At 60.5% G+C, this 12,781-nt stretch carries 14 protein-coding genes; 9 read left to right on the top strand and 5 right to left on the bottom strand.

All coding sequences use genetic code 11. The features are described 5' to 3' along the window. The first annotated feature begins 31 nt into the window (after positions 1-31). The 6 genes from ACMXYI_RS14295 to ACMXYI_RS14320 all read left to right on the top strand — a co-directional run bounded on the left by ACMXYI_RS14295 (position 32) and on the right by ACMXYI_RS14320 (position 4,958). Complete coding sequence (locus ACMXYI_RS14295) at positions 32-475, top strand: hotdog fold thioesterase (RefSeq protein WP_415773672.1); 444 nt, start codon at positions 32-34, stop codon at positions 473-475. Between the two features lie 175 nt (positions 476-650). Continuing rightward, entirely contained in the window at positions 651-1,457 is an 807-nt protein-coding gene (locus tag ACMXYI_RS14300; RefSeq protein WP_415773674.1) for an alpha/beta fold hydrolase, read from the top strand. Further along, the gene (locus tag ACMXYI_RS14305; protein WP_415773675.1) at positions 1,454-2,308 is read left to right on the top strand and encodes an alpha/beta hydrolase; all 855 of its coding nucleotides are present in this window, start codon (positions 1,454-1,456) and stop codon (positions 2,306-2,308) included. Before ACMXYI_RS14300 ends, ACMXYI_RS14305 begins: the two co-directional genes overlap by 4 nt. A gap of 50 nt (positions 2,309-2,358) precedes the next feature. Continuing rightward, complete coding sequence (locus tag ACMXYI_RS14310; protein WP_415773676.1) at positions 2,359-3,018, top strand: glutathione S-transferase family protein; 660 nt, start codon at positions 2,359-2,361, stop codon at positions 3,016-3,018. 8 nt (positions 3,019-3,026) lie between these two features. After that, positions 3,027-3,833, top strand: a complete 807-nt coding sequence (locus ACMXYI_RS14315) for a DUF4892 domain-containing protein (protein WP_415773677.1) — start codon at positions 3,027-3,029, stop codon at positions 3,831-3,833. Positions 3,834-3,902: 69 nt separating this feature from the next. After that, positions 3,903-4,958, top strand: coding sequence for an AI-2E family transporter (locus ACMXYI_RS14320; protein WP_056745051.1), 1,056 nt, complete (start codon positions 3,903-3,905; stop codon positions 4,956-4,958). Between the two features lie 50 nt (positions 4,959-5,008). Here the strand turns inward: ACMXYI_RS14320 and xopAW are convergent, their stop codons facing one another. From xopAW to ACMXYI_RS14335, 3 genes are all read right to left on the bottom strand, one after another. Next, positions 5,009-5,857, bottom strand: a complete 849-nt coding sequence (gene xopAW, locus ACMXYI_RS14325) for a XopAW family type III secretion system calcium-binding effector (RefSeq protein ID WP_415773678.1) — start codon at positions 5,855-5,857, stop codon at positions 5,009-5,011. Between the two features lie 247 nt (positions 5,858-6,104). Then, a complete protein-coding gene (locus ACMXYI_RS14330; RefSeq protein WP_415773679.1) occupies positions 6,105-7,157 on the bottom strand; it encodes a sensor histidine kinase in 1,053 nt (350 codons plus the stop codon). Further along, the gene (locus ACMXYI_RS14335; RefSeq protein WP_033053235.1) at positions 7,157-7,915 is read right to left on the bottom strand and encodes a response regulator; all 759 of its coding nucleotides are present in this window, start codon (positions 7,913-7,915) and stop codon (positions 7,157-7,159) included. Before ACMXYI_RS14335 ends, ACMXYI_RS14330 begins: the two co-directional genes overlap by 1 nt. Positions 7,916-8,208: 293 nt before the next feature. Here ACMXYI_RS14335 and pyrF point away from each other — a divergent pair, with 293 nt between their 5' ends. Further along, positions 8,209-8,907 (top strand): orotidine-5'-phosphate decarboxylase, encoded by a 699-nt coding sequence (pyrF, locus tag ACMXYI_RS14340; RefSeq protein WP_415773680.1) that lies wholly within the window; start codon positions 8,209-8,211, stop codon positions 8,905-8,907. A gap of 139 nt (positions 8,908-9,046) precedes the next feature. On the opposite strand, the gene ACMXYI_RS14345 is transcribed toward pyrF, so the two are convergent. Both ACMXYI_RS14345 and ACMXYI_RS14350 read right to left on the bottom strand, forming a co-directional pair. Beyond that, the gene (locus ACMXYI_RS14345; RefSeq protein ID WP_415773681.1) at positions 9,047-10,051 is read right to left on the bottom strand and encodes an NADP-dependent oxidoreductase; all 1,005 of its coding nucleotides are present in this window, start codon (positions 10,049-10,051) and stop codon (positions 9,047-9,049) included. Further along, positions 10,048-10,185 carry a hypothetical protein gene (locus ACMXYI_RS14350; protein WP_415773682.1) on the bottom strand — a complete coding sequence of 46 codons (138 nt, stop codon included), beginning with the start codon at positions 10,183-10,185 and terminating at the stop codon, positions 10,048-10,050. The genes ACMXYI_RS14345 and ACMXYI_RS14350 overlap by 4 nt, the downstream gene beginning before the upstream one ends. A 101-nt stretch (positions 10,186-10,286) precedes the next feature. Here ACMXYI_RS14350 and ACMXYI_RS14355 point away from each other — a divergent pair, with 101 nt between their 5' ends. Beyond that, a complete protein-coding gene (locus ACMXYI_RS14355; protein WP_415773683.1) occupies positions 10,287-11,048 on the top strand; it encodes an SDR family oxidoreductase in 762 nt (253 codons plus the stop codon). 184 nt (positions 11,049-11,232) lie between these two features. Further along, positions 11,233-12,624, top strand: coding sequence for a PLP-dependent aminotransferase family protein (locus tag ACMXYI_RS14360; protein WP_415773684.1), 1,392 nt, complete (start codon positions 11,233-11,235; stop codon positions 12,622-12,624). The last annotated feature ends 157 nt before the right edge of the window (positions 12,625-12,781 follow it).

The following is a 12,781-nucleotide window of genomic DNA, read 5'->3' on the forward strand; positions in this document are numbered from 1 at the left end:
TGACGAATAAAACCAACAAAGGATGTCAGCAATGAGCTTGTGGCGTACCAATCCCAACATTGAACAGTTGAACGCAATCCAGAAAAACACCATCGGCGACGTGCTGGATATTCGCTTCGAAGCCTTCGACGACGAGTCCCTGACCGCGAGCATGGTCATCGACCATCGTACTCACCAGCCTTACGGTTTGTTGCACGGCGGCGCCTCGGTGGTGCTGGCCGAAACGGTCGGCTCGATGGCCAGTTACCTGTGCATCGACGCCAGCAAGTTTTACTGCGTGGGCCTGGAAATCAACGCCAACCATTTGCGCGGCTTGCGCAGCGGGCGGGTCACGGCGGTGGCCAAGCCGATTCACATTGGCCGCACGACGCATGTCTGGGATATCCGTTTGACCAGCGATGAGGGGAAGGCTAGCTGTGTGTCGCGGTTGACCATGGCGGTGGTGCCATTGGGTGAGAATCCGCCGGCGCGCTGAAACTCGATCCCCTGTAGCCGCAGGCTTCGCCAGCGGCTACATAGGACTACATCAGATTTAAGTTTTTGCGACATAGCCTTGACCGGACTGTCATCATTCCTGGCACTTACGGTCATTGCTGTAGGACGCCGTCTTACGGACAATCAACCCTTGTTTTCGTTGATGGATCACCGGTATGTCGCAACAGATATTTTTCGCCCACGCCAACGGGTTTCCCTCGGGCACCTACGGCAAGTTGTTCGCGGCGCTGGCGCCCGAGTATCAGGTGACGCATCTGCAGCAGCACGCCCATGACCCGCGTTTTCCGGCGGACGATAACTGGTACAACCTGGTCGACGAGCTGATTCATCACCTCAAGCAGCAACCGGAACCGGTGTGGGGCGTCGGCCACTCCTTCGGTGGCGTGCTGCATTTGCACGCGGCGTTGCGGTGCCCTGAGCTCTATCGCGGCGTGGTGATGCTTGATTCGCCGGTGCTGACCCGCGCTGATCAATGGGTGATCCGCGCCGCCAAACGCTTCGGTTTCATCGATCGCTTGACCCCGGCCGGCCGTACGTTGGGACGTCGGGAAGAGTTCACCGATCTGGAAGCGGCCCGACTCTATTTCGCTGGCAAAACCCTGTTTCGCAGTTTCGACCCGGAATGCTTCGACGCTTACCTGCAACACGGCTTGCACAAGGTGGGCGACAGGTTGCGCCTGCGCTTCGACCCGGCCACGGAAATCAGTATCTACCGTGGCGTGCCGCACACCAGTCCCGGCCGCACACGGCAACTGAAAGTGCCGCTGGCGGTGGTTCGGGGGCACAAGAGCCGGGTGGTGATGCGTCATCACGCAAGCCTCGTGGGGCGCTTGCCGCTGGGCGAGTCCCTGACCATGCCTGGCGGCCACATGTTTCCCCTCGAACGTCCCCAGGACACGGCTACGCTGCTGAAGAACCTGCTCAGCCGTTGGGAAGGTCGCCGCCAACAGGATTGCGCATGAGCAACGTCGTTGAAGAAGTTCGCCTGAGCCTGCCGCACATCGAGTTGGCAGCGCACTTGTTCGGCCCCGAAGACGGCATGCCGGTGATCGCCTTGCATGGCTGGCTGGACAACGCCAACAGCTTCGCCCGGCTGGCGCCGAAGCTCAAAGGCTTGCGCATTATCGCGCTGGACATGGCCGGTCACGGTCATTCCGGGCATCGGCCGCCCGGTGCCGGTTACGCACTGTGGGACTACGCCCATGACGTGCTGCAAGTGGCCGAGCAATTGGGTTGGAAGCGCTTTGGCCTGCTGGGGCATTCCATGGGCGCGATCGTTTCGCTGGTGCTGGCCGGTTCGCTGCCGGAACGCGTGACCCACCTGGCGTTGATCGACGGCATCATTCCTCCTACAGACAAAGGCGAAAACGCTGCCGAACGGATGGGCATGGCCCTGCAAGCGCAGCTGGATTTGCGGGAGAAGCGCAAACCGGTCTACAACACGCTCGACCGGGCCATCGAGGCGCGCATGAAAGGCTTGGTCGCTGTCAGTCGCGAAGCCGCAGAACTGCTGGCCCAGCGTGGATTGATGCCGGTGCCGGGCGGTTATACCTGGCGCACCGATAACCGCCTGACGTTACCGTCGCCGCTGCGTCTGACCACCGAACAGGCGATGGCATTCGTCCAGCGGGTCAGTTGTCCTGCAAAACTGGTGGTGGCTGCCGACGGCATGCTCGCCAAACATCCCGAGTTGCTGGAGCGTCTACCCTTTAGCCGTGAACAGCTGCCTGGCGGTCATCATTTGCACCTGAATGACGAACCCGGTGCCGACCTTGTCGCAGACTGTTTCAATCGGTTTTTCGCCGTTCCTTGACTTGCGCCGGGCAACTGTCGAGGCTGGGCGGGTTGAAATGGGAGACAACCATGATAGATCTCTACACCGCTGCGACCCCGAATGGCCACAAGGTCTCTATCGTGCTCGAGGAACTCGGCCTGCCCTACACGGTGCACGCCTTGAGTTTCGACAAAAAGGAACAGAAATCCGAGGGCTTCCTCAAGATCAATCCCAATGGCCGGATTCCGGCGATTGTCGACCGCGCCAACGGCGATTTCGCCGTGTTTGAATCCGGCGCTATCCTGATTTACCTGGCTGAACTGAGCGGCAAACTGCTGCCAAAAGACCCCAAGGGGCGTTCAGTGGTCCTGCAATGGCTGATGTTCCAGATGGGTGGAATCGGCCCGATGCAGGGTCAGGCCAACGTGTTTTTCCGTTATTTCCCGGAGAAGCTCCAGGGCGCCATCGACCGCTATCAACATGAAACCCGCCGCCTCTATGACGTGCTCGACACGCGTCTGCAAGCCGTAGAGTTTCTGGCCGGTGAATACAGCATTGCCGACATCGCCACTTATCCGTGGGTCCGTGGCCATGAGTGGTCGGGTGTCGAGGTCGACGGTCTGCCGGCCTTGCAGCGCTGGATGGCAACCATGGAGGCGCGTCCGGCGGTACAGCGTGGTTTGCTGGTGCCTGAGCGCATCGATGACGCCAGTATCATCAAGGGTGCCCAGGCCATGCTGATCCGATGAGTCTATCCATGCGTTCATTCAGTCTGCTGGCGCTGTGTTGCTTCAGTCCGCTGTTATTTGCCGCCGATGTCCCGGGCAGTCAGGACCTGCCGATCGTGCCGCGTATGGCCGATGCGCAGATCGTTGACTATCGTCCGGTCGCCGAACTTGAGCGGATCTATCCACTGGGCTCGATCCGCAAAATCAGTGGCCAGTTGCGCTTTGACGGCCAGGTCGCTGCCCGAGGGCAAACCACTTCGGTAACCTACGAGTTGCCACCGGAGCATTCCTCCACCGAGGCCTTCACCGCCGCTCGTGAAGCCTTGCAGAAGCAGGACGCCCAGTTGCTGTTCTGGTGCCAGGCCCGTGATTGCGGCGAAAGCAGCCTGTGGGCCAATGATGTTTTCGGCAATGCCAAGCTTTATGGCGCTGATGATCAGCAAGCGTATTTGCTGTTGCGCCTCGCGGCCCCGCAAGACAACACGCTGGTGGCGCTTTACAGCATCACGCGAGGCAATCGCAAAGCGTATCTGCACGTCGAACAGTTCGACGCCGCTGCGCCGCTGGGTGATTTGCTGCCGACTTCTGCAACCTTGCTTCGAGAGCTCAAAAGCACCGGTGAGCTAGATTTCCCCAAATTGACCGGCGATCCTGACGATACCTGGCTGCGCCTGATCTCTCGTGGGCTGAATCTGGACACCACGTTGCGGGTCAGTGTTTCCGGGCCGAAGGCCGAAGCCTGGCGTCAGGCACTGATCGGGCAGGGTGTGCGTACCGCCAGGATGGAAGCAGGTGGCGTCGACGGCGCTGGCTTGCACATCCAACTGTTGCGATAAGCTTTATCAGGCGAACGTACACGCTGCGTTCGCCTACTCTTTTGCGAACTGACTTTTTTCGAGATTTAGATGATCAATAACGATCGGCTGTTGGTGCAGATCCTGCTCCTGGTGCTGTTTGGCGCGAGCTTCTGGGTGATGGCGCCGTTCTGGTCGGCGCTGTTCTGGGGCGCGGTGCTGGCGTTTGCCAGCTGGCCGCTGATGCGTTTGCTGACGCGTTTGCTCAATGGTCGCGAATCTCTGGCGGCCGCAGTGCTGACGCTGGGCTGGATGTTGCTGGTGGCGTTGCCGTTGGTCTGGCTGGGGTTCAACCTCGCGGATCATGTGCGCGACGCCACGGCGTTCATCAAGGATGTGCAGGTCGACGGGCTGCCGGAAGCGCCGATCTGGCTGGGCAGTATTCCCTTGGTGGGCGAGCGGCTGGTGGGGGTCTGGAACAGCATCGATCAGCAGGGCGCAGCGATGATGCTGGCGGTCAAACCATACCTGGGTCAGGTCGGCAATTGGCTGCTGGCGCGCAGTGCGCAGATTGGCGGCGGGATTCTCGAGCTGACGTTGAGTATCGTCTTCGTGTTCTTTTTCTACCGTGACGGGCCGCGTCTGGCTGCGTTTGTTCACGGGTTGCTGGAACGTCTGATTGGTGACCGTGCCGGGTATTACATTGAATTGGTGGCGGGCACGGTGCAGCGGGTGGTGAACGGCGTGATCGGGACGGCGGCGGCCCAGGCGGTTCTGGCGTTGATCGGGTTTTTGATTGCCGGGGTGCCCGGGGCGCTGGTGCTGGGGATCGTCACGTTTTTGTTGAGCCTGATTCCGATGGGGCCGCCGCTGGTATGGATTCCGGCCACGGCCTGGCTGGCCTGGAAGGGCGAGTACGGGATGGCGGTGTTTCTCGGAATTTGGGGGATGTTCATCATCAGTGGCGTCGACAACGTGCTCAAGCCGTACCTGATCAGCCGGGGCGGTAATTTGCCATTGGTGATTGTCCTGCTCGGGGTGTTTGGCGGGTTGATTGCCTTTGGGTTTATTGGCTTGTTCATCGGCCCGACGTTGTTGGCGGTGGCCTACAGCCTGCTGAATGACTGGAGCAAGAGTCAGGCACGGGTTGAGGATCGCCGGCCCTGAGTCGTTAGCCTAAAGCCCACTGAACCCTGGACGGTCAGTGGACTTTTGACTTAAGTGGCCTCGTTCAGGTATTTGCCCACGGTCGCCACGTTGTCGAGCGAGTACTGCTTGCTCAGGTTGGCGATCATTTTGTTCAGGGCTTCGGTCACGTTCGACTGATCGGTGGAGCTGTCGGTGTTACGCTCGCGGCCGGCTTGCAACGCCGCGTTCAACTCGTCGCTGCTGACGCCGCCACTGCTGTCGCTATCCAGCACTTTGAGCAACGCGGCGCTGGTGTCGGTGCCGGTCGACGAGGTGCTGCTGGTCTGCAACGCGCTGGTCAGTTCGGTGGCACTGACACTGCCGTCGCTGTCCGTATCGAGCTGGCTGAACAGTTCTTCGCTGGACACTTGTTGAGGTGGCGGCGGAGGCGGGGCGAGGCTGGCGGCGAGTTCGTCCTGGCTGACGGAGCCGTCTTCGTTCTTGTCCAGGGCCGAGAAGATTTCTGTGCTGTCGGCGCTGCTGCCGGCGCTGGCCAGGCCGTTGCTCAGTTCATCGCTGCTGATGGCGCCGTCACCGTCGGCGTCCAGGGCGCTGATCAGCGCGTCAGCCAGTTCGGTGTTCGGTGCCTGGTCCCGTGGCGGTGGCGGCGGAGGGGCCATCGCGGCCATTTCTTCACCGCTCAGGCTGCCGCTTTCGTCGCTGTCCAGGTCGGCGAAATTCTTGCTGAGGCTGACCAGCAGACCGTCGTCGGTTTTCTGCGACAGGGCGCTCTTGAGTTCATCCTGATCCACCGCGCCGTCGCTGTTGCTGTCGAGTTTGGCGAGCAGCTCTTTCTGAAACTGCTGACTGCGGGCAGTGCTGGTTGTGGTGCTGCTGGTGCTGGTATAGCTCGTGTAACTGCTGACGCTACCAATCATTGCGCTCACTCCTTGGAATGGATAGCCGGTGGGTGCACCGGCTTATGCAGCCTCAAGGGGCAAGTTGTCGTGGGTATGTGAGGTTTGTACCGAGCGGTACACAGAATACGACGGGCTCGTGTAGCAGCTGGCGAAGCCTGCGTTCGGCTGCGCAGCAGTCGTAAATCCTGCCATATCAATCGTCCTGAAACACCGCGATGGCTGGTCTAGCGACTGCTTCGCAGCCGAACGCAGGCTTCGCCAGCTGCTACACGGATCGAGGTAACCGGATAACGGCTGTCAGGCCACCACCGGGCGTTTCTTCCAGGCTCAACTGCCCACCCAGGCGTTCGGCCGCCTCGCGGGCGATGGTCATGCCCAGCCCGACGCCACCGGAGTTGCGGTTGCGCGATCCTTCCAGACGAAAGAATGGCTCGAACACGGCCTCACGTTTATCCGCCGCAATACCCGGCCCATGGTCGATAACCCGGATCACCAGGGTTTCGCGCGTGTCTTCGAGCGTAATCATGGCCTGCCCGGCATAACGCAGGGCATTGTCCAGCAGGTTGTTGATGCACGAACGCAAGGCCATCGGCTGCACTTGCAGCGGCGCGCAGTGGCCGCTGGTGAGCACATCGGCGCCCTGGTCCTGGGCGTTTTCACTGAGGGATTCGACCAGCGCCTGCACGTCCATCCACTGCAGGACCTCACTGGTGCGCTGCTCGTGCAGGTAGGTGAGCGTGGCGTCGAGCATGCCGATCATGTCGTCCAGATCCTGACGCATCTGGCCTTGCAGTTTGTTGTCGTCGATCTGCTCCAGCCGCAGCTTGAGCCGCGACAGCGGCGTGCGCAGGTCGTGGGAGACGGCGCCGAGCATCCGCGAGCGTTGCTGCACTTGTTCACGAATGCGTTGCTGCATCTTGTTGAAGGTGTGTGCCGCTTGCCGTGCTTCCCGTGGGCCGGACTCATCCAGAGGCGGGCTGTCGAGGTTTTCGCTCAGTCGCTCGGCCGCATCGCTCAGGCGCTGGATCGGCCGACTCAGCAGTTTGGCGCCGTACCAGGCGGCGATGATCAGCGAGACCAGTTGAAAGGTCAGTGGCACCAAGGGGCCGCCGAACCACGGCCGCGGTGGCCGATTTCCGAAGCGCGGGTCCATCGGCGGGCGCTGTCCGTCGAAGTTTTCGGAAAACCCCGACGGCGGCGGGGGCGGCGGTGGGCCGTAATAGTGAAACCAGAAAAACGCCAACAAGTGCGCCAGGATGATCGCCACCAGCAGCATGCCAAACAGGCGGCCGAAGAGCGTATCGAAGCGCGCACGCATCAGCCGATGTCTCGGGCGTCGAACAGATAACCCTCACCGCGAACGGTCTTGATCAACTGCGGGGCTTTCGGGTCATCACCGAGTTTCTGGCGCAAGCGCGAGACCAGCAAGTCGATGCTGCGATCAAAGGCTTCGATCGAGCGACCGCGAGCGGCATCCAGCAGTTGTTCGCGGCTGAGTACCCGGCGCGGACGTTCGATAAACACCCAGAGCAAACGGAACTCGGCGTTGGACAGCGGCACCACCAGACCATCAGCGGCGATCAACTGACGCAGCACGCTGTTCAGGCGCCAGTTGTCGAAACGGATGTTGGCCCGTTGTTCAGTGCGATCGTCGCGTACCCGGCGCAGGATCGTCTGGATGCGCGCCACCAATTCTCGCGGTTCGAACGGCTTGGCCATGTAGTCGTCGGCGCCCAGTTCCAGGCCGATGATCCGGTCGGTGGGTTCGCAGCGGGCGGTGAGCATCAGAATCGGGATGTCCGATTCGGCACGTAGCCAGCGGCACAGCGACAAACCGTCTTCGCCGGGCAGCATCAGGTCGAGCACCACCACGTCGAAATGCTCCGCTTGCAGCGCGAGGCGCATCGCGGCGCCATCGGTGACGCCGCTGGCGTGAATGTTGAACCGGGCCAGATAGTCGATCATCAGTTCGCGGATCGGGACGTCATCGTCGACGATCAGGGCACGAATGCTCCAGCGTTTGTCGTCGCCGGGCGCTTTTTGATCGTCGTTCACAGGTGCGTGGAGGTTGTGCATGCGTGCGTTCATCTGCCAGGTAGGCTGCCAACCACAAAGATGGGCTGCGAGGTTGTGGTTTCAGCATAGGCGTCCGGCCCGGAGGCGGGAAGTGCTGTAAGGACGTGTTGCGGCTGCCGAAGGTAACGTTGAAGGGTGTTGCAGGCGTGTCATGTGTGTATCCGACTCGACACAATGGGTGCAAGGGCTAGTCTTGCTTGAGCCGCCTCGACGAATTACCGATCATCGGGTCCCGCAGAGGCGCTGGTTCCGCTACAATGCGCGCCGATTTCGACCTGCCTGAGAGCCCACTCATGTCCGCCTGCCAGACTCCTATTATCGTCGCCCTGGATTTTCCCACCCGTGACGCCGCACTGAAGCTGGCCGATCAGTTGGACCCGAAGCTGTGCCGGGTCAAAGTCGGTAAAGAATTGTTCACCAGTTGCGCTTCGGAAATCGTTGGCACCCTGCGTGACAAGGGTTTCGAAGTGTTCCTGGACCTCAAGTTCCATGACATCCCGAACACCACCGCCATGGCCGTCAAGGCGGCTGCTGAGATGGGCGTGTGGATGGTCAATGTGCACTGCTCCGGTGGTTTGCGCATGATGGCCGCGTGCCGCGAAGTGCTCGACCAGCGCACCGGTCCGAAACCACTGCTGATTGGCGTGACCGTGCTGACCAGCATGGAGCGTGAAGATCTGGCAGGTATCGGTCTGGATATCGAGCCGCAGGAGCAAGTGTTGCGCCTGGCCGCGTTGGCGGAAAAAGCCGGGATGGACGGTCTGGTTTGCTCGGCTATGGAAGCTCAGGCCCTGAAATCGGCGCACCCGTCGCTGCAACTGGTGACCCCGGGGATTCGTCCGGCGGGCAGCGCCCAGGACGATCAGCGCCGCATTCTGACCCCGCGTCAGGCGCTGGATGCCGGTTCCGATTATCTGGTGATCGGCCGTCCGATCAGCCAGGCCGCGGATCCGGCCAAGGCGTTGGCGGCCGTTGTAGCCGAAATCGCCTGATCAAACACTGAAGATCAAAATGTGGGAGCGGGCTTGCTCGCGAAAGCGGTGTATCAGTTGACATCAATGTCGCTTGACACACCGCTTTCGCGAGCAAGCCCGCTCCCACATTGGTTTTGTGGTCACCTCAAATGTTGGGTTAAACCTTCAACACCAACTTCCCGAAATTCTCGCCGCTGAACAACTTCATCAGCGTCTCCGGGAACGTCTCCAGTCCTTCAACAATATCTTCCTTGCTCTTGAGCTGCCCCTTGGCCATCCAGCCGGCCATTTCCTGTCCGGCGGCGGCGAACTGTGCGGCATAGTCCATCACCACAAAACCTTCCATCCGCGCGCGGTTGACCAGCAGCGACAGGTAGTTGGCCGGACCTTTGACCGCTTCCTTGTTGTTGTACTGGCTGATGGCGCCACAGATCACCACCCGCGCCTTCATGGCCAGGCGACCCAGCACCGCGTCGAGAATGTCGCCGCCGACGTTATCGAAATACACATCGACGCCTTTCGGACATTCGCGCTTGAGGCCGGCGTGGACGTCTTCGTTCTTGTAATCGATGGCACCGTCAAAACCCAGTTCGTCGATCAGGAACTGGCACTTGTCCGCGCCCCCGGCAATGCCGACTACGCGACAACCTTTGATTTTAGCGATCTGCCCGGCAATGCTGCCCACTGCACCGGCCGCGCCCGACAGCACCACGGTGTCGCCAGCCTTTGGCGCGCCGACATCGAGCAGGGCGAAATAGGCGGTCATCCCGGTCATGCCCAGCGCCGACAGATAGCGCGGCAGAGGCGCCAGTTTCGGATCGACCTTGTAGAAACCTCGTGGCTCGCCGAGGAAGTAATCCTGCACACCCAAGGCACCGTTGACGTAGTCCCCGACCGCGAAACCCGGATTATTCGAGGCAACGACTTTGCCTACGCCCAATGCGCGCATCACTTCGCCGATACCGACCGGCGGGATGTAGGACTTGCCCTCGTTCATCCAGCCACGCATGGCAGGGTCCAGGGACAGGTATTCGTTTTTGACCAGGATCTGACCCGCAGCCGGTTCGCCGACCGGTACTTCTTGATAGGTAAAGGTCTCGCGGGTCGCCGCGCCCACCGGACGTTTGGCGAGCAGGAACTGGCGATTGGTCTGGGTAGTCATGACAGGCACTCAAGATGAATGAAGACTTGTTGATAGACCTTCATGATCGATGCCGCAAGTTTGGCTGATGCGGCGAATGCATATCGATCCAGTGCAGTGATAGTCGAACCGGTGGTTTTATCACTGTCACTCATGGCCACCCAACCGGCCTTCTGATAGTGCTGCCTCGCCGCAGGCCCTTGTGGCTAGATTGCGAACACGCGATCCCCCGCATCTTCTCTTCGAGGACATAACAATGAGCATGACGTTTTCTGGCCAGGTCGCCGTTGTCACGGGCGCCGCCAATGGCATTGGCCGCGCGACCGCCCAGGCGTTCGCCGCTGAAGGCTTGAAAGTGGTAGTGGCCGACCTGGACGCGGCGGGTGGTGAGGGCACGGTGGCGCTGATTCATACAGCTGGCGGTGAAGCCACCTTCGTGCGCTGCAACGTCACGTTGGAAAGCGATGTAAAAAATCTGATGGACGAGGTGATCAATACCTACGGCCGTCTCGACTATGCCTTCAACAATGCCGGCATCGAGATCGAGAAAGGCAAACTGGCCGAAGGCACGGTCGACGAGTTCGACGCGATCATGGGCGTCAACGTCAAAGGCGTCTGGTTGTGCATGAAGTACCAGTTGCCATTGCTGTTGGCCCAGGGCGGCGGTGCAATCGTTAACACCGCTTCGGTAGCCGGTCTCGGGGCTGCGCCGAAGATGAGCATTTACGCGGCGTCGAAACATGCGGTGATCGGCCTGACCAAATCGGCGGCCATCGAATATGCCAAGAAAAAGATTCGGGTGAACGCGGTGTGTCCGGCAGTGATCGACACCGACATGTTCCGCCGTGCCTATGAAGCCGACCCGAAAAAAGGCGAGTTCGCCAATGCCATGCACCCGGTCGGGCGCATCGGCAAAGTCGAGGAAATCGCCAGTGCGGTGCTGTACCTGTGCAGCGACGGCGCAGCGTTCACCACAGGGCATTCACTGGCGGTGGACGGTGGCGTCACGGCGTTCTGAAACCAGGCACTGGAACGTAGGAAAAAACCCGCAATTGTGCGGGTTTTTTTTCGGTTCCTTAAAGGTGTCGGACAATGTGTTTCAAATGGTTAGAACCGACGGTTTTAGCGGCGTTGTCGCACAGCTGATTGACCGCTCCTGTGATTAACTGTTTCCCGCAAAACGGACAGGAGTTTGCTTGCTCATGGAGTTGAGAATCGATCGACAGGCATTGGTGCCGGTCGTACAGCAAATCGTCGACGCGCTAGCCTGCTGGCTTTGCCGTGGCGAGGTGCCACCGGGGACGCGTTTGCCTTCCGTGCGGCAAATCGCCCGGATCAATTTGCTCAGTCAGTCCAGCGTCGTTGAGGCCTGTGAGCGTCTGGTGGCTCAAGGGGTGCTGGCGTCGCGTCATGGCGCTGGCTTCGTTGTCGCCATGCCAGCGCTGGCCGCTCAGGGGCAACAGGATTGCCCCTGGTTCGAGGGGGCAGAAATAAAACAGGGCGCCACCTCGGGCGAACTCAAACTGGGGTGTGGCGGACTGCCCGAGAGCTGGCGCGAAACTGACGACCTGAGCTACGCGATCCGCCAGGTCAGCCGCACCGACATGGCCGGCCTGTTCAACTACAGCACGCCGCTGGGCCTGCCAGCCTTGCGCCAGCAGATCAACAAACGGCTGAAACAGCTCGATATCCTGGTGGAGGAAAGCCGGATCCTGACAACGGCGGGGGCCAGCCAGGGGCTGGACCTCATCGTGCGGACCTTGTTCAAGCCGGGTGATTGCGTGGTGGTGGAGAATCCCGGTTATTGCTTGCTGTTCGATTTGCTCAGGCTGCACGGTGTCAGCATGATCGAGGTGCCGCGAACCCCGCGCGGGCCGGACATTGAAGCGCTTGAGGCGCTGCTGGTCAAGTACAGACCCTGCGGGATCTTCATCAATAGCTTCTATCACAATCCCACTGGCAGCAGTCTGGCGCCGGCGGTGGCGCAGCGGGTTGTGCAACTGGCCAAAACCTATGGTCTTCTGGTAATCGAGGATGACGTCTATGCGGATTTGTACAGCGGCCCCGGTACGCGCCTCGCTGCGTTGGGTATCGATGACAACGTGATCTACGTCGGCAGCTACTCCAAAACCCTCAGCAGTTCGTTGCGGGTCGGTTTTGTAGTGGCCGGTGCCGGGGTTATTTCGCGGTTGGCCGAGGTCAAGATGATCAGCAGCATGGGCACTTCACGGTTTTGCGAGTCGGTGCTGGCAAGCCTTTTAGCCAGCGGTGCCTACCGCAAATTGGTCCAGCGCCAGCGCCAGCGTTTGAACAATGACAGGGGGGCTGCGTTGCAAGTGCTTGAAGACGCCGAATGGGAGGTTTTCGGCAAGCCGGTCGGAGGCCTGTTCATCTGGGCGCGATCGCGGATGTCCGACTACGCTCAGGTGCGCAAACAAGCCCAGCGCTTCGGTGTCCTGTTGTCTTCTTCGACGGCATTCAGTCCCACCGCAGAGGCCAGTGACTGGCAGCGTATCAATGTGGCCTATGCCTGTGATCCGCGAGCCCGGGCGTTTTTTCAGGCCACCGCTCGGGATCGACCTCAAGCGTTCTGAAAACGACGTAAGCGTAGCTTTTTGCCATTATTCAGACGCCAGAGACTTGTGTTGATACAGGCCCGTTGCGAATCTGCGTCAACAGACTATGTCAGGGGACTAAGTGCAATGATTTCGGCCGTGCAAGGACGTTTTGCCAACCTCGGTATGGCGAAAA

Origin of the sequence: Pseudomonas lyxosi (assembly GCF_047758685.1) — a bacterium.
Taxonomy (GTDB): domain Bacteria; phylum Pseudomonadota; class Gammaproteobacteria; order Pseudomonadales; family Pseudomonadaceae; genus Aquipseudomonas; species Aquipseudomonas lyxosi.